The organism is Stenomitos frigidus ULC18 (assembly GCF_003003795.1).
GTDB classification, from domain to species: Bacteria; Cyanobacteriota; Cyanobacteriia; order Leptolyngbyales; family Leptolyngbyaceae; genus Stenomitos; species Stenomitos frigidus_A.
Genome location: NZ_PVWK01000117.1, coordinates 71,808 through 96,512, shown reverse-complemented (window position 1 = coordinate 96,512; position 24,705 = coordinate 71,808). Strand labels below are relative to the sequence as shown.

Sequence of the window (24,705 nt, the reverse complement as noted above, 5' to 3'; positions counted from 1 at the left end):
ACTACTATGAGGACATCCGACTTCCCATAGACCTTCAGGCTTCCTTCCGGTTTGCCGGTTGTGCTGCCCTACCCCCAAGTTGGAGGGGTCTATAGGATCTCCCGAGTTCCCGACTTTGCCATAGTGACGTGCCACGGTCTCAGACCCCGGTGGATCCTTGGGAGCCATGGCTATTGGCTCCTTTGGTGTTGCCTTCCGCTCCACTAACGGCGTCGGCATCCACAATTGATTCTGATATCGAGGCTCATTCCCTTCACGCTTTCGCATTGTGGCCCATCACCTCCTTGTGTACGCTTCGCTGGCTTCGTTACCGAGACCAGCGCAACACTCAGTTCCTGGTGCCTTGCCAGGGCTTCCAGTATGGGGACTTTCACCCCATCGACAAAGCCGAGCTTTGCTCGGCGCACTAGTGGTGCAGAAAACGGAGTGAACACCTCAGTTTTTGGCAAGCGCTTTACCCGGTGAGAACAGCAGTACTCCACGCGATCGCTCCTAAAAAGGGGCTTTAGAGGCCGAAAACGGCTTGAATTGCGACGCAAAGCAAAAAATGAGCATGAATCCTCTTGACAAGAAAACACTGTTTTTGATAAGCGTTTTGCCGAATTCATGCTATGCTAAAGAGGCATTTACATAACAATGAGAAAGAGCATCATAATTTCTGTTCTCTGCTCTCGAGAAAGAGTAAAAAGTGTTAGCTCGTTCTGATGCTTGATAGAAATTACGCTTGAAAACGCAGGGTCAAAACTTTTTGCTTTTGTGCGGTTATGTCATGGCTAATCTATTACTAAGTTGAGTCTTAATTGAAAATTCAAGCGTTAGATATTCAGATGGGCGATCGCATCATTGCATACTGCAATAATAAAATGCAGATCTGCACAGTGAGACAAGTGCTCGATCCGGGTCAGATCAATATCACCCTATCCGTTTCAACGTCAGAGCACTCTCGCAGTTCCTTTTCGCGTGTGATTCGCTTTCAACGCGATGCATTGGTTGATCTAGCAAGCTAAAACGCTTTCGTTGCGCAAAGCGGGTTAAAGCAGGAATCTACACCAGAGGGGCACCATGGCAAAAGAACAAAAGAGCAATAAAGAGTCGAAGAAGCAGAAGAAAGAGACTGATGGCGCGAAAAAGCAAAAGAAAGACCCCAAGCGGTATGATGGTTTGTCTTAGTCGTAGGGTGTCTCAAGCATTGCTGCCGTCCCTTTCAAGCGATGACTGTGTTACATATCGTTACAACGCCGCGCCCCATGTCGGCGGAAAACACTTAAGGAAGTGTTATAATAACGAGTGAGAATAAGTAATCGGTTGCAGAATTTGTTTCTAGTCTTGACGAGTTTTTCACGTTTTGTATTGGCAGGCTTCTCTCCGAAATCTCACTCTCTACGACCTTCTGATTTTGGAGCCAATCTATGTCGATTTATGTAGGCAACCTCTCATATGACGTTGCAGAAGCTGATCTGAGTTCTGTCTTTGCAGAATACGGTTCAGTCAAAAGAGTTCAACTTCCTACCGATCGCGAAACTGGACGCCCCCGTGGCTTTGGTTTCGTTGAAATGGGTACAGATGCTGAAGAAGCAGCTGCCATTGAAGCACTTGACGGTGCTGAGTGGATGGGAAGAGATTTGAAAGTGAACAAAGCGAAGCCCCGTGAAGACAGAGGTTCATCCTTTGGTGGCGGCGGCGGCGGTCGTCGTAACAACAGCTTTTCTCGCAACTAAGCCTTGATAGAGCTGGAGTTTTCCAGCCTTCAAGCCTTGCTTAAGAGAGTGTGGCGATCGCGCTAGTCGATTTTCTCACTCATCTTGAAGCTTAATAAAAAAGCTCAGACGTTAATGTCTGAGCTTTTTTTTGACCAGGTGAATTTGCTACTAAAACTGTTTGTGGACTGTAATTTTGTTTGTATTAGATCGGTTCATTTTAGGTGCCGTTGCCAGAGAGGCAAAAACACCACAGATTATTGCAGATCACAGACGATTCAATTGAGAGAACTTATCGCCAAGGCGTTACTTGCGTGACATAAAAATGGAAGTTGTAGATCCAAATAGCGAATTTTAACCGTTGAACGATCGTGGTTGTTGCCGCATCGAAGAGAGATCGATCGCCTGCTGTATCTAGCCCATGAAAGAGAGCGGGATTACCGGATGGTCTCAATCAGATTGCGCAGCGTTGTTTGAACTTGCTGAAAACCTGCGGCAGTGAGGGTTCCCAGTGAACGCTCGACTAATCGCTTCTCCAAGGTGGCTAATTTGTGGAGCCGAACGACAGAGGGAATTCTCAGTCCGGCTGCTTGCCATTCCTGAAGTTCTACATCGAATTGAGTTTGGATAAGCTGTCCTGTAATGCGGGCAACTAGGATATCGTCGTCTTCTGCATCAAGCAGGGTAAGGGCTGGACGCCGCTTTGCACCCACGGCATCGGAGAAGGGAAAAGAAAGCAGTAAAACCTCCCCAGGTTGATAAGTCGGTGCCATGCCTTAAAGCTCATCGTAGATGGCATCAACAGGGCTGTAGCCTGTCAAAAATTGAGTGGCGGTGAGTGCTTGCCATTGCTGTTGCTCTGCAACAGCATCTGTTTCGTCAATCAGCACAATGACTCTGACGGTCTGGTTGTTGAGCGATCGCGGCAGAACGCTATCGGGCAATTCTAGTTTGCCGTCAGTCGTAATGTGCGCTGGAAACTCGTAGGCTTTCATCATTAGCGCCGTTGGAAACTATTCTCATTGTACTGGCATAGATTAGCGCGATCGCCCTCCCTTCCTACACCCCACCCCCTCCTGCATCTCCCTCAACACCCCCGCGTCATTGGATCATCCGACAGTTCATCCGCGCGCTGCTCCTGGATAGCTTTTTGAAACACCTAGATCGCTTGAGTCAAACTGAAGCGATCTAGGTGTTTCAAATGAGTGGCAGCGTGATCGTTGTTGAACCAAGGAGCAAGGATTTATAGATACTGCCTCTGAAGTCAATGTCGTAGACCTGCAATGCATCGGCTTCTGAGTCGATCGTGAAAACCACTCTAACTTTCCCCACGCGCATTCGGAAGAATCCTTTCCAATCTCCCTTCAAGCTCTTGATGTCTAATTCATTAAACGGGATGATCCCTTCTGTTTCGAGCGATCGAAGGAGAGTGGCAAGTCTATCTTGGAGTTTCTCGGTTTCTTTGAGGGACAGTCTTTCTAAAAATTTGACAGCGGCTTTACTGAGGACGAGTTCCATTTTTTACCCAGTCCGTCATATTGACAAATTCTGTGTCTTTGTAGTCAGCGGGTGAACCCAATTTGGTTTGGATTTCTTGCATTTCTTTATCGCTGACGTAGGGAATGAGCACTTGACAGAGTTTCAAGCGTTCTTCTCGCAGCACTTCCCGCAGGCTGTCTTTGACCAGTTGTTTGAGTTGATTGGCTTCCACGAGATGATCTCCGATCGCGCGTGCTTTCTACTTTCAACGCTACACAGCTTCAGTCTACCTCTAGTGCAGCGACAGCGCCCTCCCCCACACCCCTCTCTCAACTCCCCCAACACCCCCTGCATCATCGGATCATCCGAGAGTTCATCCGTGCGCTGCTCCTGGATGACTTTTTCTGGCATTTTCAGGAGTTTGGTAGAATACGATAAACAGAAGCACATCCAAAATGGAAGTACTCATTGAGCAAATTTTGGCACAACTCAGCGATCTACCGGAACCGAAGCTTCGAGAAGTACTCCACTTCGTAGATCATATGAAACAATCTACCCTCAATGCTGAAACAATGACTGCCTCAGAAGAGCCGCTTCTGGCGATCGCAGGAATGCTTTCTGGAGAACCGCTATCGGCTCAAGCGATAGAAGCAGAACTCTATAACAGCTAGCGATCGCTGCCGTCCTTTATGCAGACTGATTCTTCGATTTTTATTGACACTTGGGGCTGGCTGGCTTTAGGGCATCGCGCTGATAATTATCATCAAACGGTCAAAGAAATTTATCAACACCTGCGCCAAACTCAGGCTCAGATGCATACGAGTGATTATGTGTTGGATGAATTGATTAGCTTGCTATTTGGACGTGAGCTTTTTCAAGAGGCAACGGGGTTCGTCGAAGGAATTTTTGCTGCTACAGAATTAGGTCAGCTTCAGATTCATCGGGTGACCTCCCAGCATTTTGCCCAGGCTTGGGGTTTGAGAAAACGCTTTCAAGACAAACCTTTGATATCGTTTACCGATTTAACGTCGATGGTGATGATGCAGGAGCAAGGCATTCTCTCGGTTTTGACTCAGGATGATCATTTTCTTCAGATCGGCATGGGCTTTGTGAAAGTTCCCTAGTGGACAGCGCGATCTCGTCCTCCCTTTATGCTTGATCGCCCTCCCTGACACCCCACACCCTACACCCCACCCCCCTCTTCCAACTCCCTCAACACCCCCTGCGTCATCGGATCATCCGACAGTTCATCCGATCGCTGCTCCTGGATGGATTTTTGGAGGAGGGCGCGAAAGTTTTTGGATGCTTCCTGTCTCCAGAAATGGGCTTCCTCTAACCTAGCAGACAAGATGGATAAGGATTGCAGGTACAGGGATTCTGCTTCACGATAGCGTCCTTGTAAATCGTAGAGATGTGCTAGATGACTCAGAACCCTTGCTGCTAAGGGATGTTCGGTAAAAAGCTGCTTTTGTAGAATGGAGAGCGATTGAAGAAAAAGCGGTTCAGCATCGCTGTAGCGTGCTTGCGAACGGTAAAGCCTTGCTAGATTGCTTAGACTGACTGCCACTTCAGGATGTTCTTGCCCCAAATGCTTTTGCCGGATTTCCAGTGATCGCAGATGCAACGGTTCGGCTTCCCCATATCGTCCTTGTAAAATGTATAAGTTTGCCAAGTTGTTCAGACTGACTGCTACATCGGGATGCTCTTGACTCAACTGCCGTTGCCGCATTTCCAGTGATCGCAGATACAGCGGTTCGGCTTCTCCATATCGTCCTTGAGAATGGTACAAGTTTGCCAAATTGTTCAGACTGATAGCCACATCAGGATGTTCTTGCCCCAAATGCTTTTGCCGGATTTCCAGTGATCGCAGATGCAACGGTTCGGCTTCCCCATATCGTCCTTGTAAAATGTATAAGTTTGCCAAGTTGTTCAGACTGACTGCTACATCGGGATGCTCTTGACTCAACTGCCGTTGCCGCATTTCCAGTGATCGCAGATACAGCGGTTCGGCTTCTCCATATCGTCCTTGAGAATGGTACAAGTTTGCCAAATTGTTCAGACTGATAGCCACATCAGGATGTTCTTGCCCCAAATGCTTTTGCCGGATTTCCAGTGATCGCAGATGCAACGGTTCGGCTTCCCCATATCGTCCTTGTAGAATGTACAAGTTTGCCAAATTGTTCAGGCTTTGAGCCACTTCGGGATAGTCGTTTCCCAACTGTCGTTGTCGGATTTTCAGTGATTGCAGATACAGCGGTTCGGCTTCTTCATACCGTCCTTGTGACCAATACGATTCTGCCAAATCATTCAAACTTGATGCTACATCGAGATGTCCTTGTCCCCATTGCTGCTCCCGAATCGAGAGCGATCGCACATAGAGAGGTTCTGCTTCCCCATAGCGCCCTTGTTCGTAGTGGAGTCTTGCCATCCAATGTAGACAGGTTGCCAAATTTAGCGCTTGTTCTGGTCGGGTTAACCGGTCGATAGCCGCTTGCAAGTGAGCAATCATCACTGTTGATTCCTGGATGAACGATCGCTCCGGCTTCTCTTGAACTCTCTCTGCCTCCGCAATCACTACCTGATAAAACGTCTGCTGCAATGCCGACTCATCGGCTCGGTGCGATCGCTTGGCGGCAAAAAATTCTCGCAGCAGTTGATGCAGTTGGTACATCCCCTGATCCACGCGCTTCAGCAGATGGGTGCCCAATAGCTGCCGATCGCGAAGCTCCTCCAACTCTTCCGCATCGAAAGCTGGCAAACACTGCTCTACCATCGTCCAGGGGATTTCCACCAGGGCAAACAGGCTCAACACAGCGGCAACTTGCTGTGCCGACGCGTCCAATGCCTGCCAGCTCAACTCAAACGCGGCGGCAACGCCCAATGATGCGGTCATGCCTGGTTCCGCTTGCTTAAAGGCGATCGCGTCCAGACGTTTGTCTTGCAACCGTTGCCACAGGGCGGCGAGGGAAAGATCGGGCTTGCGGGCTAAATACCGCCCCACCAGTTCCACTCCCAACGGCAAATAGCCCAACCACTCACAGAGTCGCTTTGCAGTGTCGAGACCTCCGAGGTTTTGGAAACCTCGGAGGTCTGGGCGATCGCGATCCACCAATGTTTGCAACAGCTCCAGCGCCTTCGCCTCCGACAACACATCCAGTTGTATATCCTGCACGGGTGAGCCAAAGTGCGATCGCGTGGTCAGTAACACCTTAAAGCCCGCGTCCTGCGGTGGCAGAAACAGTGCGATATCGTCGTACTGCTGCACATCATCAAAGATCAGCAGTGCGGCTCCCTCGCGCCACCGTCCCCAGCACCACCGCACCTTTTCGACTAATTCCAGGTCGTCTGGCGGCACCAACTCCAGGCACGATCGCACAAAGCTAATGATTTGCGTGCCTACATCCTCCCGTGCCCGCACCCAGCAGAGTCCACCGGGATAGTCACCCTCACGGCAGTGTTGGCGGGCATATTGCAACGCCAATTCTGTCTTGCCAATGCCGCCCATCCCCGAAAGGGCTGAAATTGCCACCGTCGTGCGCTTCGCTGCGGGACGCACTCGCTGCTGCAACTGCTGATGGATCTGCGCTAACTCCGCCTCTCGTCCCACAAAGGCAATCACACCACTGTAGGGGAGGTTCTGTGGCGTCCCGATGGTCAAGGCCTCTGGCTCAAGTGCGGTCAGTTGCGCGTCCAACGCTGCCAGTGCTGTTTCTTCAGTTTTGATTTGCTGCTGCAACCGAAACTGTTGGCTCGCGTCGGTTTCAATCGCTAATGCCTGACGCAACACACCCAACTTTTCTTGTCTCAGCGACCACTCGCTCTGGAGACGTGCTTGTTCCTGCAACTGTCGCTGCTGCTGAGCTGTAGGACGTTGGATGGCGTCATCGGGAGCGGTCATAATCGGAACCTACGATCGCATGGGTAGAGCAACGATTAACACCGTGCCCTCTTTCTTTTCTACAGGCAAAACCAAGCCTCTGCCACAGAGTGCCAGAATTTCTCTAGAAAGTGGAACCGTTGAAGAGAAACGCGCGATCGTTCTTGCTTAAAACGCGCTAGCGAAGCGTTCCAGCGGCATCGTTCTTGCTTGAGACGGGAACGATCGCGGTTCAAATAGCATCACTGTCGTTCAAAACACGATCGTTCTGCTCTCAAGCACGATCGTTCCTGTTTAAACCAGGAGCATTCCTATTTGAGATGAGAACGTTCTTGTTTGAAGTGGGAATGCTTCTGTTCGAGATAAGAACGTTCCGACTTTGAGCGACATCGTTGCAGTTCGGAACGCGATCGTTCCCATTTCAAACCGCATCATTGCCATCTTGAGTGCGATCGCTCCAACTTTAGGCAAGCACGATGAAAGCGACATCGACAGAAACCGGGTTTCTTTGTAAGTCTCTGTCGTCAAGTATCCAGGTTGCGTCCAGAAACCTGGTTTCTCTCAAGGAGCGATCGACTCCACCCACAATCACCCCTTCAAGAACCAACCTGCTTCTGTTGCTTCTGTTGCAAAAACTCTGCAAAGTTAAAGACTTCTGTAATTAAATCGTCTGGAAGTTCGTCCAGTACAGCCGTTAATTGTCCTCGTACACCTGTTGTGTCGCGCGCCGCTTTTACTAACTGCAACTGTTGAGGATAAGCCAGTTCTACGCCCAAGGTTTCCACAAACGCGCCTGGTTCGTCTGGGGTTGCCGTGACGAAATTTCCCTTTTCATTGCTTTTTACCCAACCATCGAAGAGTTCTACCAGGTAGGCTTCGCCCTCTTTCAGTACCTCAACGATGGCTCCCGGTGTACCTTCGGGTGCAAGTTCTCCGTTAGACAGCGCGATCGCCTCTGTCAACTTAACGGAATCAAAGAGTTGAAACTGAGCCATCCCTACCTCCCTAATCGTTCTCTTCTAGATTACGTTGGCGTCACGTTAAAATTGCGCCACCCATGAGGCGACGATAGCGGTAGTCTAACTCTTGCTGCATCAGTGTCCAGCGGCTCAAGGTTTCGTCCTTTGCCATCACCGTTTCGGCTGCCTGTCGTGCCAGTTCCAGGACATCTTGATCTTCCACCAAACTTGCCAGCGCGAAGTCGGGTAAGCCCGATTGACGCGTGCCCAGCACTGCACCAGGCCCCCGAAAGCGCATATCCATTTCAGAAATAAAGAAGCCATCCTGCGACTGTTCCAGCACTTTCAGCCGTTGTCGTGCGGCTTCGGTTTTGGAACTACTCATTAACAGGCAGAACGATTGCGAACCACCGCGTCCGACTCGTCCTCGTAGCTGGTGCAGTTGGGACAGTCCAAAGCGATCGGCGTGCTCGATCAGCATCACCGTTGCATTGGGGACATCCACACCCACTTCTACCACGGTGGTCGAGACGAGAATTTGCGTTTCGTTATCGCGAAACCGAGTGATAGCATCGTCTTTCTCAGCCGAGGTCATGCGACCGTGCAGCAGACCCACCGTGAATTCGGGGAAGACATTTTCTTGCAGTTCACGATGTTCGTCGATCGCCGACTTCAGATCCAGCTTTTCCGATTCTTCCACCAAGGGCAACACCACATACACCTGCCGTCCCTGGGCAATCTCGCGGCGAATCAGGTCATACGCCTGCATCCGTTCTTTCCCCGTGAGCATGGTGGTTTGAATGGCTTTACGTCCCGGTGGCAGTTCATCAATCTGGCTCACATCGAGGTCGCCATGCAGGGTCAGCGCCAGCGTCCGGGGAATGGGGGTTGCCGTCATGGTTAACACATGGGGATGCTCGCCCTTTTGCTGGAGCCGCGCCCGTTGCTGGACACCAAAGCGGTGCTGTTCGTCGATTGCCACCAGTCCCAACCGTTGAAAGTTCACCGTATCTTGAATCAGCGCATGGGTTCCCACTAACAGCGGCAATTCACCCGTTTCAAGCTGGGCATGAATGATGCGCCGTTTGGCAACTTTCGTCGAGCCGGTGAGCAGTTCTACAGGCAGATGCAGCAGGTTAAACCAACCAACCAACTTGCGATAGTGTTGCTCTGCCAACACTTCAGTGGGAGCCATCATCGCCGTTTGGTAGCCTGACTGAATCGCGGCCAGTAGTGCCACTACTGCCACCACCGTTTTGCCGGAACCCACATCGCCCTGCACGAGCCGATTCATCGGTGACGGCTTTTGCAAATCGTTGAGAATGTCGTTGATGACACGCTGCTGGGCATTCGTCATCTGAAACGGCAGGATGTCATAGAACTGTTCAATCAGTTGTCCAGTCGGCGCAATGACGGCGCTTGCCTGGATCTGTCGCTGGGTTTGACGACGCTTGAGCAAACCCAACTGCAAATAAAAGAATTCATCAAACACCAGACGACGACGAGCCGCATCCAGCGTGGTGCTATCGGGCGGAAAGTGAATGTGCGCGATCGCCTCCTGAATCTCTACCAAGCCATACTGCTCCCGCAAGGTCTCAGGTAACGCTTCTTGAAGTTGCTTGACCGCTGGCAGGGCGGCAATCACCGCGCGTCTGACCAAATCGGCACCAACCCCTTCTGTTAGTGGGTAAATGGGCACCACACGTCCGACCGTAAGGGAGTCGATCGCGTCTCCTGACTGCTGCAACACCTCAATTTCAGGGTTGTCCAGCGTCATTCCAAATTTGCTTTTTTTGACCAGACCAGAGGCCGCGATCGTGGCTCCCGGTGGATATTGGCGCTTTTGCTGCTCCTGCCAACCCCGACTGCTGTAGCGACTGCCTGCAAAAAAACGACCGAGCTTAATTTGTCCCGTGTGATCACGAACGATTAGCTCTAAAATCGTCAGCTTGGTATTGCGTGGGCTAGAGAAGCAGGTACAGCGCTTGACTGTGCCCACCAGCGTGACCGTTTCACCCTCGGTTAAATCGCGAATTTTGACCTGACGCGCATAGTCAAGGTGGTCACGCGGATAGTAAAAAAGCACGTCTCGCACCGTGATCAGCCCTAACTTGGCTAGTTTCTCCGCATTCTTAGGCCCAATCCCCGCCAGGTATGTGACCGCTTGATCAAGCGCCACCGGACGACTCGCATCCACCAGTGGCGTCGTTTTCGGAGTCTTCGCTGGCACCGTAGAGGCTGACTCCCCAACCCCTCTCCCCTCTCCCCTCTCTCCTTTCCCTTGCTCTTCCCAGGTTTGCCGTACCTGGTGCAGAAACCGTCGAGTGTCTGCGACTAAGTGCTGTCGTTGCGAGAAGGTTAATTCGGCGTAGGTTGTGAACTTAGACCCCAACTCCTGCCAGCGCTGTTGGTCGATCGCAGGCAACGCAACAGGTGCTTGGCTTAACGTCAGGCTAATAAATTCGCTAAAGCGGTGTTGTTTCCCTTCCACATCATTGAACCCACGATCAGCTTCGACAGAGAGGGCTTTTTGGAGGCGAATCCAGTCGGGCGTAGTGTGAGGTGAGAGGGGTGAGGCGAGAGGGGAACCGGGTGTTAGCGATTCGGGAGCCGCTGGCTCTTGGTCTGAGTGATTCATTTCCTACTCCCTACTACCCATTCCCTACTCTTCCGTCCAACTCGATCGCCATGCGGCCTGTGCTTCTGCGATCGACTGTTCATGCTGCTTTTTTTGATAATCCCGTCCCAGTCCTTGCAGTTGAGCAAACAGACTGCGAAGCTTACTGCGTGCTGCTGCGACAACGGGGTCAGCAAACTCAATTTCAGAACGGCGCAGGCAAATGGCAATAATCGGCATCACCGATCGCCCATCGGCTTCGTCTGATGGCTCGGTTTCAACCGTGTCATCGTCCGTTGCGACCAGCAAATTCAGCACATTGGGAGTGCCCACTCTGGCATCCGACATCTCAGCGTTGGTGGCGGCCTCCAAAATCCGTTCAGGCAACGTTTGGGGCAGCATCTGCGCTTGTTGCAGTAGACGATTAGCCGCATGAGACGCTGTTTTCAGCTCAGCCACGATCGCGTGTTCTAGCTCTTCGCGCCAGTATGCCAGATCGGTGGGAGTGAGCGATCGCGATTGAGGTGGCGGTGAAGCGATCGCCAACGGCTCATCGGGCGACCATGCTGAAATAGATGACTGGTCAGTGTCAGGCACAGGCTCTAAAGCCAGGCGATCGATCGGAGGGGCAATTGCAACGGGTTTGTGGAGTTGGGCAGCAATCTCTTCTTGCACGTGCTGCGCCAGCGTCCGCAACCGTTGCTGTAGCTGCTGGCGTTGGCTGTACGACAAACGGAGAAACGCCTCTGGATAGCCCTGAGTGCAAACGTGATAGCTGGCAAGAATCAACTGCTGACGCACTGCTTGCCCCAGCACCGCAAGATAGGTCGAGTACGCGCTATAAAATGCGTCCGCGATCGCGCTGGTCTCTTTGTCCAACGCTGCAATTTCCTGCGCAATCCGCTCAACCGCTCCGACCATTGCCAACCCTACTCTAAACAAGTCACTATACCCCAGGATAGCGAGTCCACTGAATCATCTGTCAGCCCCGATTGAGATGCGATCGTCAAGTGCTTGAACTTCCAGCACGCTCTGCTTTACTGTTTGAAGACGGCTTTACTGTTTTAAGGCGTTCAGATTTAAGGCGTTCAGAGCGATCGAACATGGCAACTATTAACGACAACTATCTCAAACTCAAAGCGGGCTATCTGTTCCCTGAAATTGGGCGACGAGTGACCGCTTTTGCGGAAGCGAACCCTGATGCGAAGGTGATCCGGCTGGGCATTGGGGATGTAACGGAACCCCTGCCAGAAGCCTGCCGTACAGCCATGATTCAAGCGGTAGAAGACATGGGCGATCGCGCCAGCTTCAAGGGTTATGGGCCAGAGCAAGGCTACGCGTGGCTGCGGGAGAAGATTGCGCAACACGATTTTCAGTCACGCGGCTGCGACATTGACGCGTCGGAAATCTTCGTCTCCGATGGCTCTAAATGTGACTGCGGCAATATTCTCGATATTTTTGGCAGTAACAACAGCATTGCGGTCACCGATCCGGTGTATCCCGTGTATGTCGATACCAATGTCATGGCAGGTCATACGGGCGATGCCAACGAGAAAGGCGAATACGGTGGCTTGGTATATCTGCCGATTACTGCCGATAACCACTTCACGGCCCAGATTCCGACTGAAAAAGTTGATTTAATCTACCTCTGTTTCCCCAACAATCCCACAGGCGCGACTGCTAGCAAAGAGCATCTGCAAGCCTGGGTGGATTACGCCCGATCGCACGGCTCTATCATCTTCTTTGATGCTGCCTACGAAGCGTTCATTACCGATCCAGCGATTCCCCATTCGATTTATGAAATTGAGGGTGCGCGGGAGTGTGCGATCGAGTTTCGATCGTTCTCCAAAAATGCAGGCTTCACAGGCACTCGTTGCGCGTTAACCGTTGTCCCCAAAACGCTTACTGCCAAAGCTGCCGATGGTGCCGATGTGGAACTCTGGAAGCTATGGAATCGGCGTCAGTCCACCAAGTTCAACGGCGTTTCATACATCGTGCAGAAGGGTGCTGAAGCCGTTTACGCACCAGAAGGACAGGCGCAAATCAAAGCGCTGGTCAGTTTCTATATGGAAAATGCCCGCATGATTCGTGAACAACTGACGGCTGCTGGATTGGCGGTGTATGGCGGTGTGAATGCGCCCTATGTTTGGGTACAGACTCCCAATGGGCTCTCTAGCTGGGATTTCTTCGATAAGCTGCTGCAAACCTGTAATGTCGTCGGCACACCGGGTTCTGGCTTTGGTGCAGCGGGTGAAGGTTACTTCCGCATTTCAGCGTTCAACAGCCGCGACAATGTGGAAGAAGCCATGAAGCGGATTACGGCAGCGTTTAAGCAGTAAGGCACTTGCCAGGAAACAACAAACTCAGTTATTACCTGCCTCATAACGGGACGTAAGGCTTGCGTCCCTACAGGGGTAACCTCTGTCTCTTATCCAATGAAATTACGATCGCGGTGAGGATGGTCGATCGTGCTGTGGCGATCGGCGGGCAGAGAAACCGGGTTTCTGGCTGCAATCTGGGGTCTCAAACGACCCGCGTCAAGAAACCCGGTTTCTGGCAAACCACGGGTCAGTCGTGAGCATCGAGGTTCTGAGGCTCATCGTTGAGCGTCTAAGCTTCACACACGAGGCTCTGAGGTTCGTCGTTGAGGTTCTGAGACTCGTGAATGACACTCTGAACCTCGTCGGTGAGTCTTTGAACCTCGTCAATGAGTTTCCGATACTCGTGAATGAGTCTTTGAACCTCGTCGTTGAGTCTTTGATACTCATAAACGAGTGTTTGATACTCGCTGCTGAGTCTTTAAGCTTCGTCGTTGAGTCTTTGATACTCGCGAACGAGTCTTGGACACTCATCAATGAGTCTTTGAGGTTCAATGACGAGACTCTGAGGTTCATCATTGAATGGTTAGAGTTCACCGTTGCCTGCTTGAGGTTCAAGTATGACCTACGATGCTTCCTCTGAGAACCCATCACCATCATCACATCGTCACTATTGCAGCGTCTTGATCTGATTCAACGCATTCTGATGCCACTCCGTGTTTCCCTGCTGTTGATAGAGATCAGCAGCTTTCTGATAATCCTCGATGGCGGCCTGCTTGTCGCCCAAGGCTTTACGGGCACTCCCCCGGCTGTAATAGGCATGAGCATAGTCGGGTTTGAGCTTGATCGCCTGGTTGAAATCCTGGATGGCGGCCTGCTGGTCGCCTAAGGCAGCGCGGGCAATCCCCCGGTTGTTGTAGGCAGTGGGAAGACCATAATAGCCAGAGCTAAAACCTCCCCAATTGTTGTTTACTTAAATTGCCTGGTTGTAATCCTGGATGGCGGCCTGCTGGTCGCCTAAGGCAGCGCGGGCAATCCCCTGGTTGTAGTAGGCAACGGAATATTGTGGTTTAAGCTTGATTGCTTGAGTGTTGTCGTCAATGGCACCCTTATTATCACCGTTTTTGATCTTACCCAGTGCTCGCTCAAAGAAGTCCTCTGCTGACATTTGACTGGTAGGAGTAGTCGCAGGACTATCAGATGGGCTAACTGACGGTTTAGGTTGAAGAGAATGCAGCGAGGAAAGAGAAATACCAATTGCTGAAACGACTGCAACACTGCCTCCTACCCAAATTAGAGGCTTGTTATTTCTACGGGCTGGGGCAGCATTGGACGTTGGAGCTTGTAATAGTTGAACTGGCTCAGGCGATCTGGTTGTAGCAGAGGGTATCTCTGTTTTTGCGGCTGGTGCAAGCTTGGGCCATCGCGGTCGGGGCTGCTGAGCCTTGGGGAGTCGAGCTTCGATCGAAGCAACGTTTTCATCTTGAAGTCCTAAAACCTTCTGGAAATACTTCAAGTCCTCACGCGTTTTTTCACTAAGCGATGATTCTTTCTGTAGCGCTTCAGCAAGCTCTTGCTCGTACCGTCGCAGTTTCTCCTCAAGTTCTCGATAAGGTCGCAAGACCTCACTCTGAATCACCTTTGCCTCTTCCGGTGACAGCCCTAATGTCTTTTGTTTTTCATCTAGCCCTTGGAGGACAATGCTAGAGAGCTGACCATTCCGTTGCTGTGCCAACTGCTCCACTTCCTTGCGGTACTCCAGCTTCGGGTCGCCCAGCGGTGCTCTCGCCCGCATGATCGTGTACCCTTCCTTTACGGCAAAGCTTTCTGGCTTCATCGCGGGTGCCGCTTCCTGCACTTTGCGCTTGGCATAGTCATGCAGTTCGTCAATGGTAATCACGCCGTTATTGTCCGTATCTGCTGCCCCTGTCTCAATGCCTTCCACAAGATAGCGTGTCTAAACCGCTGCTTCCTGTTGTTCAAACGAGACTTGCGTAGCGGTAGAAGAGGTCAGCACGGCACGACCTTCCCCGCCAAAGGCAGCAATCTCCACAGGTTGGTTAATCGATTTGGCCTTCATCCCCTCGGCAAAGGCACCGCTAAAGCAACAGTCCAGCACCAGCACTTGCCGTTTGCAAGGGCTGCGACTCATCCAGTTTTGCAGCACGCTGGCAGGCACGGCAGTTGATTGATAAATCTGGTGCGGCGATCGCTGCTCCGTGGTGCGCGTGACGAAATAGAGAGAGCCATCGTCATCCTTAAAGCCATGTCCTGAAAAGTAGAGCAGCACCAGGTCATCCCGCTGACGGTCTGCCAATAGCTTTTCGATCGCCAGTTCCATGCCACTCTTGTCAGGGTTCGGCAGCAAATCCACCTCGTCGAACCCGCCCATCTGCGGATGCTGCAACACGCGCTGCATTTCCCGGATGTCGGTCTGCGTTCCGGGGAGTGAGTTAAACCCAGACTGGTAGTCGCTAACGCCAATCAGCAGTGCAATCTTTGCCAAGCTAGCCTCCTATACAGTCGTGACAAGCTGTACATAGTTTAACAGGAGGAAAACGCCAGGTTGCGCGAACTATGACCTCACGACTGCTGAAGTTGCTGGAGTTGGTTTAACGCCCGGTCTTGCCATTTGCCGTTGAGCTGTTGCTTAAACAGAGTGGCAGCCTGTTGAAAGTCCTCGATCGCGCCTTCCTTCTCCCCCGCCTCTACCCGCAGTACACCACGCTCATAGCGAACATAGGCATTATTTGGTTTTAGCAAGATCACCTGACTGTAATCCGCGATCGCTGCACGTCGATTGTTGGTTTGAACGTACGCATAGCCCCGGTTGTAATAAGCAGGCGCATAGTCTCGTTTGAGCGTAATGGCCTGATTAAAATCCGCGATCGCGCCTTCAAAGTCCTTCTTGCTGCTTTTCGCCACGCCCCGTTTAACGAAATCTATTGGCGTCTGTGGCTCAGTTAACGGGATCACTGCCGGACTGCTTGACGTCGTCTCTGGCAGCGGCGATCGTTCCAGCGGTCGATCGTCTGCCGCAGGTGATATCACAGGTGCAATGATCACGAGCAGGGCGATCGTCGAGGCACTAAAATTCTTAGCCAAAAGTCTAAACTTCATTGATCGTCATCGCGGTGAGTGGATTGCAGTCAGGCATTCTGACTGGGGTTTCTTCATTCTATGCAGCAGGGCAGACAACGGATCCGGGGTTTGTCACGATAAGATACCGTTTGAGCGTTCAGGTCAAGCCTGGCCGTTCGCTTTTTTGCAAACCAGGCATTCGTTCTGATAGTTGGAACCCTTTGGTAAACGTATGGCTTGCCTTAGCCTGCATTAAGCTTGGGTAAATAAAATAGACGTGATGAAGCTAGTTCAGAGCATGGAGTAAGCAAAGCATGACGGTATTACTGGCTGGCGACATTGGCGGTACAAAAACAATTCTGCGCCTAGTTGAGGCAACGCCTTCAGCATCTGGAAACACGCTCAAGTCACTGCACGAAAACCGCTATCGCAGTGCCAGCTTTCCCGACCTGGTGCCAATGGTGCGACAGTTTTTGGCGGAGGCAGAGCAAGCAACCGGGAAGCCTTTTGCCCCAGAGAAGGCGTGTTTCGCGATCGCCGGCCCTGTGGTTGATGACACCTCTAAACTCACCAATCTTTGCTGGTCGCTCACGGCTTCACGCCTCAGTCAAGAGCTAGACATCGATCGCGTGTCGCTGATTAATGATTTTGCGGCTGTGGGTTACGGCGTGCTGGGGCTAGAAGCCGACGACTTACTGACCTTGCAAGTTGGCAAGCGCAATCCCCATGCCCCGATCGGCGTCATTGGCGCTGGCACAGGATTAGGACAGGGCTTCCTCATCTATCAAGAGGGCGATTATCAGGTCTATGGCTCTGAGGGTGGACACTCTGACTTTGCACCCCGATCGGGAATCGAATTTCAGCTTTCGCGCTACCTGCTCGAAAAACATAATATTCAGCGCCTCTCTGTAGAACGTGTCGTTTCTGGGCAGGGCATTGTTGCCATTTATCAATTTTTGCGCGATCGCCAGTCTGCTGAAGAATCGCCTGATGTAGGCAAAATCGTGCAAACCTGGGAGCGCGAAATCGGGCGCGAAAAGAGCGTCGACCCTGCTGCTGCGATCGCCCAAGCTGCGTTGGCAAAGAGCGATCGGCTCTCAGAACAAACTATGCACATGTTCATTGATGCCTATGGTGCCGAAGCCGGAAACCTGGCACTCAAGCTGCTGCCGTACGGTGGGCTGTATATCGCTGGCGGCATCGCACCCAAGATTTTGCCGCTCATCCAGGACAGTAGTTTCCTCAGCTCACTCATCGACAAAGGACGCATGCTGCCGTTGCTCGAAATGGTGCCTGTCCATATCGTGCTGAACCCGCAAGTCGGACTCATCGGCGCTGCCTTGTACTCTTCGAAACTTTGAGAAACGGTCTATAGCGGTCAGCTTTCAGCAATCAGCAGTCCGCTTCAACTCACTCATCTCCCAACTCAAAACTCTCTAGCTTGCCAGCGCAAAGCGTAGCCCAAAACTCAAAACTCACTACTCTCCCAACTCAAAACTCAAAACTCAAAATTCTCCTCCCTCCCGCCTCCCGCCTCATCCCCAAAATCCCCCACAGGTTGCATTACGATCGCCCACCCACTGCCTAAAGTTGAGAAGATCGCTTATCAAACTGTGTGTGGATATTTACATTCTTGACCTGTTAGTCCTTGGCTTGCTGTTGCTGCTAATCACACTGGGGTCAGGATGGATCGCGCGTTTACCGCTCTCCTATGCGCTCATCTATCTCATTGTGGGTGTGGCGCTCAGCCCCTATGGCTTCAACCTCATTCAATTACGTCCCGACGCAAAGTTTTTAGAGCGGCTGACGGAGTTTGTTGTGTTGATTTCGCTCTTTGGCTGCGGCTTGAAAATGAATCGCCCGCTTAAAGCATGGGCCTGGAATTCGACCATTCGGTTAATCGGCTTTCTGATGCCCCTTTCAATTTTTGCTGTGGCAGCGATCGCACACTGGTGTTTACAGCTAAACTGGGGCGCTGCTATTTTGTTGGGCGCAATTCTGGCACCGACCGATCCGGTATTGGCATCAGAAGTGCAGCTAGATGGTCTTTGCGATCGAGATGAATTGCGTTTTGGTTTAACCTCCGAAGGCGGCTTGAACGACGCACTGGCCTTTCCGTTTGTCTATTTCGGGTTACGGTGGCTTGAGAATGACAACTGGCAAAACTGGTTCGTGCAATGGGTTGGCATCGATTTAGTCTGGGCGATCGCTGCTGGTATGGTGATGGGTATTGCCGTTGCCAGAGCGGTTGCATGGATCGATCGACGTCTGCAGCGGTATCGTCCAGTCGATGATCTCATTGAAGACTTTGTTGCCCTTGCCACCATCCTCATTACGTACTCATTGACTGAGTTAGTGCATGGTTATGGTTTTGCCGCTGTCTTTGTAGCAGGTATTGCCATGCAGCGTCGCACAGACAACCCTGACAAATCCAACTCCCAACTTCGCTTTATTGCGCGCCTCGAAAAATTGACTGAGGTAGCAGCCATTCTACTGCTGGGTTCCATGCTGCGTTTAGAGCCGATCGTCCGCTTTGCGGCTCCAGCCCTCCTGATTGCAGGGCTACTGCTCTTTGTCATTCGGCCGTTAGGAAGCTGGCTGAGCACAATCGGCTCTCCGGTTCACCCTGCTACACGGTGGCTCTTCGGCTGGTTTGGCATCCGCGGCGTTGGCTCCCTCTATTACCTGACTTACGCCTTTGGGCATGGACTAAGTGGTGAAACAGGCGAATTAATTGCCTGGATTACCTTTATTACAGTTGTGCTTTCAGTTGTGCTACATGGGGTTAGTTCGACTCCTCTTATGAAGTGGTACGAAAAAAATATTGAGGGCAGTAATGCTTCAGAAAAAGTATTACTTGAAAAGTGAAGTGCTCACTCTAAAGTTTATTTGCTGAGCCCGATCGTGCTATTGAGGGTATTCCTAGAAAAGGCTAAAGCTGTATGTTTGACGCCCTGCTCACATTGGTGCGATCGCTCCTTCCTCCCAGAGACGCGCCAAATTTAGTTACCTGAGCTTGTAGTTACCTGAGCTTAAAATGTTTTGGTAAGAGCGATCGTGCAGAGGGGAGGAGTGATCATCAGAACAGCATCGCTAGGCGCTACAACAGAACGAGTTGTCGTTAGTCCAAAACAAGTTGTCGTCACATCCGAATTTGCTGCAATAACGACAGAACGAGCTGTCCTTACGTCTGCTCGATCGCATTAAGGTTACAACAAATCACCAATATTCTTTCCAGGCATGAACCGGGCTTGTCGCTATTCTAAGCGAGCGATCGCCGCCTTCAAAGGTGCTGGTGCGACGTCACCCATGATTCACCTGGCACCTCAAGCCATACAATCGAATGGTTAGCACTTTGGCAGTTGGTCGTAAGCTTCTGGCTCTACGTCAGGGACTTTCGTCAACACGGCTTCATATTTATCTCTGCTACCGCGTTGCGCCAACGCTTTCAAATAGGTTTCGGTTGTCAAAGCGGCTATCTTTTCCGCAACGGCTGTCGCGATGAACTGGTCAACGGTAATGCCATCTTGCTCTGCCAAAACTTGCAGATTTTTGTACAAAGAGTCAGGAAGCTGAACATTTACGTGACTCATAGCAACGCTCCAATTGCTCTCAAAAGTTCCCCAGGTGTAATTGCTTTGATGCCAAATTTCTCGGTTCCAACAAAGTCGCGGATATTATATGTCACTACGCTATCACATCCCGCCGTCACTGCCAGTTCCAACACCATATCGTCTTTTGGATCAGGGAGATACGGACGCCAAAGAAAGAAGATCCGATGTCTCTTTGCGACGGAACAGTGAAACTCAATGAAGTCCTCTATATCTATCGCACTAACATACAAGTTTGCTAATTCTCTCGATAGTACCTCTCGATATTCCAGCACTAATGGCACCGAAAGGTGAATCTCAAACTTTTTTGTGCCTACCAGGGTTAGTAACTGAAAAGCACTGCCTCGTCGAGAACGTAAGCCAGCAACGATGACGTTGGTATCAAGGACAACTTGTGGAATTGGCATAGAAGCGTCATGAGAACTCCAGGGGGAAGCAATCACCTTTTCACATATTTCATCCTCAAGCCAGTAAGTAACGGTTAAGCTTCGAGTATTGGACGGCAATGTCAGTTTCCAGTAGTTTGGAGAGATTGCTTTGCTGTATTCGTGACCTCATGCAAAAGACTCGTGCCTTCGCTCTCCTTGCTTCAGTACCAGAAATAGACTTAATGTCTGGGCTAGAAGCCATCGCTGCTCAACTGGATGCAGACGATTTGCCACCCGATCACTCACCCAAAGTTGCCTTTGGCAGCATGGCCTTTGAAGTGTTTGCGGAAGTTGAGAAACTGCGTGCTGGGAAGGCGATCGAGGTTTTCATCTACGCCGCCAACGCCAAAGGAGAGCAACCATTGAACCCCAAAGTGACCTGGCGTGGACTTTACATCGGTTCGGTCGGATCTCGGCGTGGTCGCTATCCCGACAAAGCCATCTTTCGTCCCAAATCGACAGCTACCGATCGCCCCAGTTGGGCAATTTTTTGGGAAGTGCAGGAGCTAGAGTTGCTCAAAACGCCGATCCAGATTGGCTCGTTGCGAGGGAAGAACAAGAAAGCAAATCTGCAGCCACGGTTCATCCCAGAAGAGCCGACGATAGTGGAATATCTTTAGGGTCTGGGGCGATCGAGTGAGAGCCTGTTGAAAATAGCGGTACAGGTTAGGATTGGCTATCAGCTATCAGCTATCAGCTATCAGCTTTTTTCTGACGGCTGACCGCTGACGGCTGACCGCTAACCGTTCTTATCACCCTGTAGCGATCACTTCCCCAACCTCACTCATTACCTCCAATGAAACTTAGCTTGTCCCTGTAACGCCTCAACTGATATAACCTGGGGTAGAGATGGGTAATATCAAGCTGCCCTGATTCGTGAGGTTCACATGATTGAAGTTGAGCACTTAAGCAAAGTTTACGGCTCAACCCCTGCCATTGAGGATGTCACGTTCGCGGTGGAACCAGGGGAAATTTTGGGGTTCTTGGGGCCCAACGGAGCCGGGAAGACGACCACGATGCGGATTTTGTCGGGTTACCTGCCAGCGTCAGCCGGTACGGCAAAAGTGGCAGGGTTTGAAGTCCACGAAAATTCGATGGCCGTGCGGAAGCATATCGGCTACTTGCCCGAAACGCCGCCGCTGTATACCGATATGACGGTCGAAGGCTTTTTGCATTTCGTCGCGCGCATTAAAGGCGTGAATGCAGGCGATCGCCCGAATCGAGTCCAAACTGCCATCAAACGCTGCAACCTGACCGAAAAGAGCCAGACGCTCATTCGCAAGCTGTCTAAAGGCTATCGACAGCGGGTGGGCATTGCACAGGCGATCGTTCACGATCCGCCTGCCATTATTTTGGATGAACCGACTGTGGGGCTAGACCCACGTCAGATTGCCGAAGTTCGGAGTCTGATCAAAAATCTGGCAGGCGATCATACTGTCATTCTTTCGACTCACATCTTGCCGGAAGTCAGCATGACGTGCGATCGCATTGCCATCATCAACAAAGGTCGAGTCGTGGCGACGAACACACCCGAAAACCTGATGGCACAGTTAACGGGTGGTTCTGGCTATGAACTTGAAGTCGAGGGCGATGCGGCAGATATTCAGTCTCGCTTAGTGATCTTTCTTCAGGGCTTACCAAACGTCAAGCTGGTCGAGCAAGCACCAAGTGACGTGCCGGAACACCACAAGCTGCGGGTGATTGCCGAATCTGGCACCGAGTTAGTCGGTCGAGATATCGCGAAGACGGTCGTTGGCGCGGGTGTGGGATTGTACGAAATGCGGCGATCGCAAGCCACGCTCGAAGATGTCTTTTTAGAACTGACGACTGAAGAGAAGCCTCTGGATGCCGCCACAGACCTGGAATCTGATGGCGAATCCGAGGGCGAAGAGGCTGAACCATCAGCGGGAGAAGCAGCTTAATGCGTGTGATTATGAGCAACATTCTGGCTATTTACCGCCGCGAGTTGCAGAGCTACTTTGCGTCGCCCCTTGCCTACGTGATCGCGGGTGTGTTCTGGCTTTTAGCAGGCTTTTTCTTTGTTTCGATTTTAGGCGGCATTACGCAACAGGTTGCCTATGCCGATAGTGCAGGCTACGCGTCGCCGATCGATGTGCCTTATCAGTTCTTGCAGTTTTTCTTAAGCACCCTGGGTTCGATTGCGCTATTCATTTTGCCGATCTTGTCGATGGGTCTGTATGCCGAAGAACGCAAGCGTGGCACGTTGGAGCTTTTAGCGACCTCGCCGATTACCAACTGGGCGGTTGCGCTTGGCAAGCTGTTAGGCGTGTTGACGTTTTTTGTGACGATGGTGCTGCCGCTGCTGATCTATGAGGCGATCGTCTTCAGCACCACTACACCGCCGTTCAGCTTTAGCATCGTGCTGGTGGCACATCTGGGCTTAATCCTCCTGGCTGCTGCCATTCTGTCTCTGGGGATGTTCATTTCCTCGCTCACAGACAGCACGATTTTGGCCGCGATCGGTACGTTTGGCTTAGTCCTTTTCCTCTGGGTTGTCGAAATTCTCGGTCAAAAGCTGGGTGGTCCCGCTGGCGCCGCGTTAGGACATCTGTCTTTGCTGAAGCACTACAACAATCTGACCCAAGGCATTCTCGACAGCAGTAGCCTGGTTTTGTTTGGCAGCTACATTGTCTTGGGACTCTTTTTGACGGCGCAGTCGATCGATGCGTTTCGCTTCCAGCGATCGTGAACCGCAGAAACTCGTGAACCGCAGAAACCGGGTTTCTTCACCGCACATGCCGCCAGTGCCCAATATTGCGCCCAGAAACCCGGTTTCTCTTGACTCTATTTTTCTTCTTTTGATATGAAAACGTTTTCTCCCAATCTGAAATACCTTAAATACCTCTTCTGGCTGGGGCCGATGCTGGTGGCTGCAGGCGCGATCGCGGGTCTGGTTTCTGGCTCCTTTAGTCCCATTCCGTTGGGGCTCGTCATTGCAGGCGTAGTCGTGGTTGGTCTATGGCTGGTGTTTCAGTCTACCTATGCTGAACAATCCACACAGCCGGGGTTTTGGAGCCAGCGATCGACTCAAGTTGGTGCAAATGCGCTGATCACGACGCTCTCAGTACTGGCGATTTTGGGGCTGATCAATTTCCTGGCAGCGAACCATGTGGGGCGGCTGGATTTGACGGAGAATCAGTTGTTCTCGCTGGCACCGGAAACGCAACAGTTGGTGAAGAATCTGAAGCAGCCGGTGAAGGTGTGGGTGTTTGTGCCACAGCCCAGTGCGCGCGATCGCGAGTTGTTGGAAAGTTATCACCGTCAGAGCGATCGGCTGAGCTATGAGTTTGTCGATCCAAATTCGCAGCCATCGGTTGTACAGCGGCTAGAAGTCAAGAGCAACGGTGATGTGATTGCCGAGATCCAGCCGGAAGGACGCAAGCAGTATGTACAGACGATCGCGCCCACGACGGGGGATAGTCTGGTTGGCGACGGGGGTTATCTGTCAGAAGTTAAGCTGACTGGCGCTTTGGAGCAACTGGTGAGTAATCGTCAGTCGTTTGCCTACGTGATTCAGGGACATGGTGAACACCCGATCGACCAGTCGCAGGGCGCAATTTCAGCCGCCGTGAAAGGATTGCAGGAGAAAAACTTCACCGTCAAACCGCTCAACTTGCTGGAAACAGCCACTATTCCCGCCGATGCGAATGTGCTGGTGCTAGCAGGGCCGCAAAAGCCGCTGCTCGCTCCAGAGGTCACTGCATTGGATGAATACCTTAAGAACGGTGGCAACCTGTTTTTAATGCTCGATCCTAATACGACTCCGGGTTTGGATAGCCTGCTCACTAACTGGGGCGTGACGGTAGACAAACGGGTCGTGATTGATGTCTCTGGCCGCTTATCTCAGTTGGGGCCGGCGTTTTCGTCAGTCAGCCAGTACGGCAACCATCCGATTACCAAGGATTTTGGCAATGCACTCTCGATTTATCCGCTAGCGCAGCCGATCGATGTGAAACCCCAAACCGACGTGAAATCCACACCATTATTGTTTACCAGTGAACGAAGCTGGGCCGAAAGCAACGTCAAAGCGCAACCGCTGAAGTTTGACCAGGCCAGCGATCGCCCCGGTCCCTTAGTCATCGGTTTTGCTCTCACCCGCACAGTAACGCCAGCGGTCGCGGCACCAAAACCATCGCCCAGTCCCTCACCAAGCACGTCTCCAAAACCGTCTCCCTCAGCCTCAGCGAGTCCGGCAAAGCCGTCACCCAGTCCTTCCAGTCCTTCCCCTTCTGCGTCAGCGAATCCGTCACCCAGCCCTTCTGTGGCCGCCAGTCCAACGACGACCGATCAGAAACCCAAAGAATCCAGGCTGGTCGTGATCGGCAACTCCCGCTTTGCCGAAGATGGGGGCGTGAATCAGGGCATCAATGGCGATGTCTTCATCAACTCAGTGCGCTGGCTTAGTCACGCTGATGACCAGTCCCTTTCCATTCGTCCCAAAGAAGCCAAAAATCGTCGCCTCGGCTTGTCGGGGCAGCAGGCAAGTCTGGCAACCTGGACCGCGATCGCCATTCTCCCGCTGATTGGGTTTGGCGCTGCGTTTGGGGTTTGGTGGAAGAGACGGTAAGTAGAAGGCAGAGGGCAGAGGACTGAAGGCTGAAGGCTGAAGGCTGAAGG

Annotated in this window: 30 protein-coding genes; 16 read left to right on the top strand and 14 right to left on the bottom strand. The window is 51.8% G+C overall.

The features are described 5' to 3' along the window. Positions 1–800 precede the first annotated feature (800 nt). Complete coding sequence (locus C7B82_RS21365; protein ID WP_106258419.1) at positions 801–1,007, top strand: hypothetical protein; 207 nt, start codon at positions 801–803, stop codon at positions 1,005–1,007. A 402-nt stretch (positions 1,008–1,409) separates the two neighbouring features. Further along, entirely contained in the window at positions 1,410–1,718 is a 309-nt protein-coding gene (locus C7B82_RS21360; protein ID WP_106258418.1) for an RNA recognition motif domain-containing protein, read from the top strand. A 416-nt stretch (positions 1,719–2,134) separates the two neighbouring features. On the opposite strand, the gene C7B82_RS21355 is transcribed toward C7B82_RS21360, so the two are convergent. From C7B82_RS21355 to C7B82_RS21340, 4 genes are all read right to left on the bottom strand, one after another. Next, the gene (locus C7B82_RS21355; RefSeq protein WP_106258416.1) at positions 2,135–2,470 is read right to left on the bottom strand and encodes a type II toxin-antitoxin system PemK/MazF family toxin; all 336 of its coding nucleotides are present in this window, start codon (positions 2,468–2,470) and stop codon (positions 2,135–2,137) included. A 3-nt stretch (positions 2,471–2,473) separates the two neighbouring features. Next, positions 2,474–2,692 carry a hypothetical protein gene (locus C7B82_RS21350; protein WP_106258415.1) on the bottom strand — a complete coding sequence of 73 codons (219 nt, stop codon included), beginning with the start codon at positions 2,690–2,692 and terminating at the stop codon, positions 2,474–2,476. A gap of 202 nt (positions 2,693–2,894) precedes the next feature. Next, positions 2,895–3,215 carry a type II toxin-antitoxin system RelE family toxin gene (locus C7B82_RS21345; protein WP_106258413.1) on the bottom strand — a complete coding sequence of 107 codons (321 nt, stop codon included), beginning with the start codon at positions 3,213–3,215 and terminating at the stop codon, positions 2,895–2,897. After that, positions 3,196–3,408, bottom strand: coding sequence for a hypothetical protein (locus C7B82_RS21340; protein ID WP_106258411.1), 213 nt, complete (start codon positions 3,406–3,408; stop codon positions 3,196–3,198). Before C7B82_RS21340 ends, C7B82_RS21345 begins: the two co-directional genes overlap by 20 nt. A 20-nt stretch (positions 3,409–3,428) precedes the next feature. On the opposite strand from C7B82_RS21340, the gene C7B82_RS31625 reads away from it, so the two are divergent. The 3 genes from C7B82_RS31625 to C7B82_RS21330 are packed head-to-tail and all read left to right on the top strand — an operon-like array spanning position 3,429 to position 4,300. Then, positions 3,429–3,614 carry a hypothetical protein gene (locus C7B82_RS31625; protein ID WP_146141234.1) on the top strand — a complete coding sequence of 62 codons (186 nt, stop codon included), beginning with the start codon at positions 3,429–3,431 and terminating at the stop codon, positions 3,612–3,614. Between the two features lie 17 nt (positions 3,615–3,631). Next, complete coding sequence (locus C7B82_RS21335) at positions 3,632–3,847, top strand: hypothetical protein (protein ID WP_106258410.1); 216 nt, start codon at positions 3,632–3,634, stop codon at positions 3,845–3,847. An 18-nt stretch (positions 3,848–3,865) separates the two neighbouring features. Further along, positions 3,866–4,300, top strand: a complete 435-nt coding sequence (locus tag C7B82_RS21330; RefSeq protein WP_106258408.1) for a type II toxin-antitoxin system VapC family toxin — start codon at positions 3,866–3,868, stop codon at positions 4,298–4,300. Positions 4,301–4,359: 59 nt separating this feature from the next. Here C7B82_RS21330 and C7B82_RS21325 read toward each other — a convergent pair whose 3' ends face one another. Beyond that, positions 4,360–7,074 (bottom strand): tetratricopeptide repeat protein, encoded by a 2,715-nt coding sequence (locus tag C7B82_RS21325; RefSeq protein WP_106258407.1) that lies wholly within the window; start codon positions 7,072–7,074, stop codon positions 4,360–4,362. A gap of 19 nt (positions 7,075–7,093) precedes the next feature. On the opposite strand from C7B82_RS21325, the gene C7B82_RS34380 reads away from it, so the two are divergent. Continuing rightward, entirely contained in the window at positions 7,094–7,225 is a 132-nt protein-coding gene (locus C7B82_RS34380; RefSeq protein WP_281259030.1) for a hypothetical protein, read from the top strand. A gap of 207 nt (positions 7,226–7,432) precedes the next feature. Next, positions 7,433–7,567 (top strand): hypothetical protein, encoded by a 135-nt coding sequence (locus C7B82_RS34375; RefSeq protein WP_281259028.1) that lies wholly within the window; start codon positions 7,433–7,435, stop codon positions 7,565–7,567. Between the two features lie 82 nt (positions 7,568–7,649). Here C7B82_RS34375 and C7B82_RS21320 read toward each other — a convergent pair whose 3' ends face one another. From C7B82_RS21320 to C7B82_RS21310, 3 genes are read right to left on the bottom strand one after another with little or no spacing between them, the layout of a single operon-like run. After that, the gene (locus C7B82_RS21320) at positions 7,650–8,048 is read right to left on the bottom strand and encodes a DUF2281 domain-containing protein (RefSeq protein WP_106258405.1); all 399 of its coding nucleotides are present in this window, start codon (positions 8,046–8,048) and stop codon (positions 7,650–7,652) included. Between the two features lie 40 nt (positions 8,049–8,088). Then, a complete protein-coding gene (gene recG / locus C7B82_RS21315) occupies positions 8,089–10,650 on the bottom strand; it encodes an ATP-dependent DNA helicase RecG (protein WP_106258404.1) in 2,562 nt (853 codons plus the stop codon). A 24-nt stretch (positions 10,651–10,674) separates the two neighbouring features. Further along, positions 10,675–11,550 carry a hypothetical protein gene (locus C7B82_RS21310; protein ID WP_106258402.1) on the bottom strand — a complete coding sequence of 292 codons (876 nt, stop codon included), beginning with the start codon at positions 11,548–11,550 and terminating at the stop codon, positions 10,675–10,677. Positions 11,551–11,732: 182 nt separating this feature from the next. On the opposite strand from C7B82_RS21310, the gene C7B82_RS21305 reads away from it, so the two are divergent. From C7B82_RS21305 to C7B82_RS32585, 3 genes are read left to right on the top strand one after another with little or no spacing between them, the layout of a single operon-like run. Further along, positions 11,733–12,968, top strand: coding sequence for an LL-diaminopimelate aminotransferase (locus C7B82_RS21305; protein WP_106258400.1), 1,236 nt, complete (start codon positions 11,733–11,735; stop codon positions 12,966–12,968). A 59-nt stretch (positions 12,969–13,027) separates the two neighbouring features. Next, the gene (locus C7B82_RS32590) at positions 13,028–13,207 is read left to right on the top strand and encodes a hypothetical protein (RefSeq protein ID WP_181357601.1); all 180 of its coding nucleotides are present in this window, start codon (positions 13,028–13,030) and stop codon (positions 13,205–13,207) included. Next, complete coding sequence (locus C7B82_RS32585; protein WP_181357600.1) at positions 13,204–13,590, top strand: hypothetical protein; 387 nt, start codon at positions 13,204–13,206, stop codon at positions 13,588–13,590. Before C7B82_RS32590 ends, C7B82_RS32585 begins: the two co-directional genes overlap by 4 nt. Positions 13,591–13,617: 27 nt before the next feature. Here the strand turns inward: C7B82_RS32585 and C7B82_RS34765 are convergent, their stop codons facing one another. The 4 genes from C7B82_RS34765 to C7B82_RS21280 form a co-directional block, all read right to left on the bottom strand. Continuing rightward, a complete protein-coding gene (locus tag C7B82_RS34765; RefSeq protein ID WP_106258399.1) occupies positions 13,618–13,851 on the bottom strand; it encodes a tetratricopeptide repeat protein in 234 nt (77 codons plus the stop codon). Between the two features lie 69 nt (positions 13,852–13,920). Further along, the gene (locus C7B82_RS21290; RefSeq protein ID WP_106258397.1) at positions 13,921–14,892 is read right to left on the bottom strand and encodes a tetratricopeptide repeat protein; all 972 of its coding nucleotides are present in this window, start codon (positions 14,890–14,892) and stop codon (positions 13,921–13,923) included. Positions 14,893–14,904: 12 nt separating this feature from the next. Then, a complete protein-coding gene (locus tag C7B82_RS21285) occupies positions 14,905–15,453 on the bottom strand; it encodes a caspase family protein (RefSeq protein ID WP_106258395.1) in 549 nt (182 codons plus the stop codon). Between the two features lie 77 nt (positions 15,454–15,530). Next, positions 15,531–16,052, bottom strand: a complete 522-nt coding sequence (locus C7B82_RS21280) for a tetratricopeptide repeat protein (RefSeq protein ID WP_181357599.1) — start codon at positions 16,050–16,052, stop codon at positions 15,531–15,533. Between the two features lie 290 nt (positions 16,053–16,342). Here C7B82_RS21280 and C7B82_RS21275 point away from each other — a divergent pair, with 290 nt between their 5' ends. Together C7B82_RS21275 and C7B82_RS21270 are read left to right on the top strand one after the other, a co-directional pair. Continuing rightward, positions 16,343–17,389, top strand: a complete 1,047-nt coding sequence (locus C7B82_RS21275; RefSeq protein ID WP_106258392.1) for a glucokinase — start codon at positions 16,343–16,345, stop codon at positions 17,387–17,389. Between the two features lie 256 nt (positions 17,390–17,645). Next, positions 17,646–18,896 (top strand): cation:proton antiporter, encoded by a 1,251-nt coding sequence (locus C7B82_RS21270; RefSeq protein WP_106258390.1) that lies wholly within the window; start codon positions 17,646–17,648, stop codon positions 18,894–18,896. A gap of 479 nt (positions 18,897–19,375) precedes the next feature. Here the strand turns inward: C7B82_RS21270 and C7B82_RS21265 are convergent, their stop codons facing one another. Together C7B82_RS21265 and C7B82_RS21260 are read right to left on the bottom strand one after the other, a co-directional pair. Further along, entirely contained in the window at positions 19,376–19,621 is a 246-nt protein-coding gene (locus C7B82_RS21265) for a toxin-antitoxin system HicB family antitoxin (RefSeq protein WP_106258388.1), read from the bottom strand. Further along, positions 19,618–20,145 carry a putative toxin-antitoxin system toxin component, PIN family gene (locus C7B82_RS21260; RefSeq protein WP_245940026.1) on the bottom strand — a complete coding sequence of 176 codons (528 nt, stop codon included), beginning with the start codon at positions 20,143–20,145 and terminating at the stop codon, positions 19,618–19,620. The genes C7B82_RS21265 and C7B82_RS21260 overlap by 4 nt, the downstream gene beginning before the upstream one ends. A gap of 50 nt (positions 20,146–20,195) precedes the next feature. Between C7B82_RS21260 and C7B82_RS21255 the strand changes: the two genes are divergently transcribed. From C7B82_RS21255 to C7B82_RS21240, 4 genes are all read left to right on the top strand, one after another. Beyond that, a complete protein-coding gene (locus tag C7B82_RS21255; protein ID WP_106258386.1) occupies positions 20,196–20,687 on the top strand; it encodes a hypothetical protein in 492 nt (163 codons plus the stop codon). 267 nt (positions 20,688–20,954) lie between these two features. Continuing rightward, a complete protein-coding gene (locus C7B82_RS21250; RefSeq protein ID WP_106258385.1) occupies positions 20,955–21,989 on the top strand; it encodes an ABC transporter ATP-binding protein in 1,035 nt (344 codons plus the stop codon). Positions 21,990–22,000: 11 nt separating this feature from the next. Next, on the top strand, positions 22,001–22,777 hold the full coding sequence (locus C7B82_RS21245) for an ABC transporter permease (protein ID WP_281259027.1): 777 nt from the start codon (positions 22,001–22,003) through the stop codon (positions 22,775–22,777). A 114-nt stretch (positions 22,778–22,891) separates the two neighbouring features. Further along, positions 22,892–24,655, top strand: a complete 1,764-nt coding sequence (locus C7B82_RS21240; RefSeq protein WP_106258383.1) for a GldG family protein — start codon at positions 22,892–22,894, stop codon at positions 24,653–24,655. Positions 24,656–24,705 lie beyond the last annotated feature (50 nt).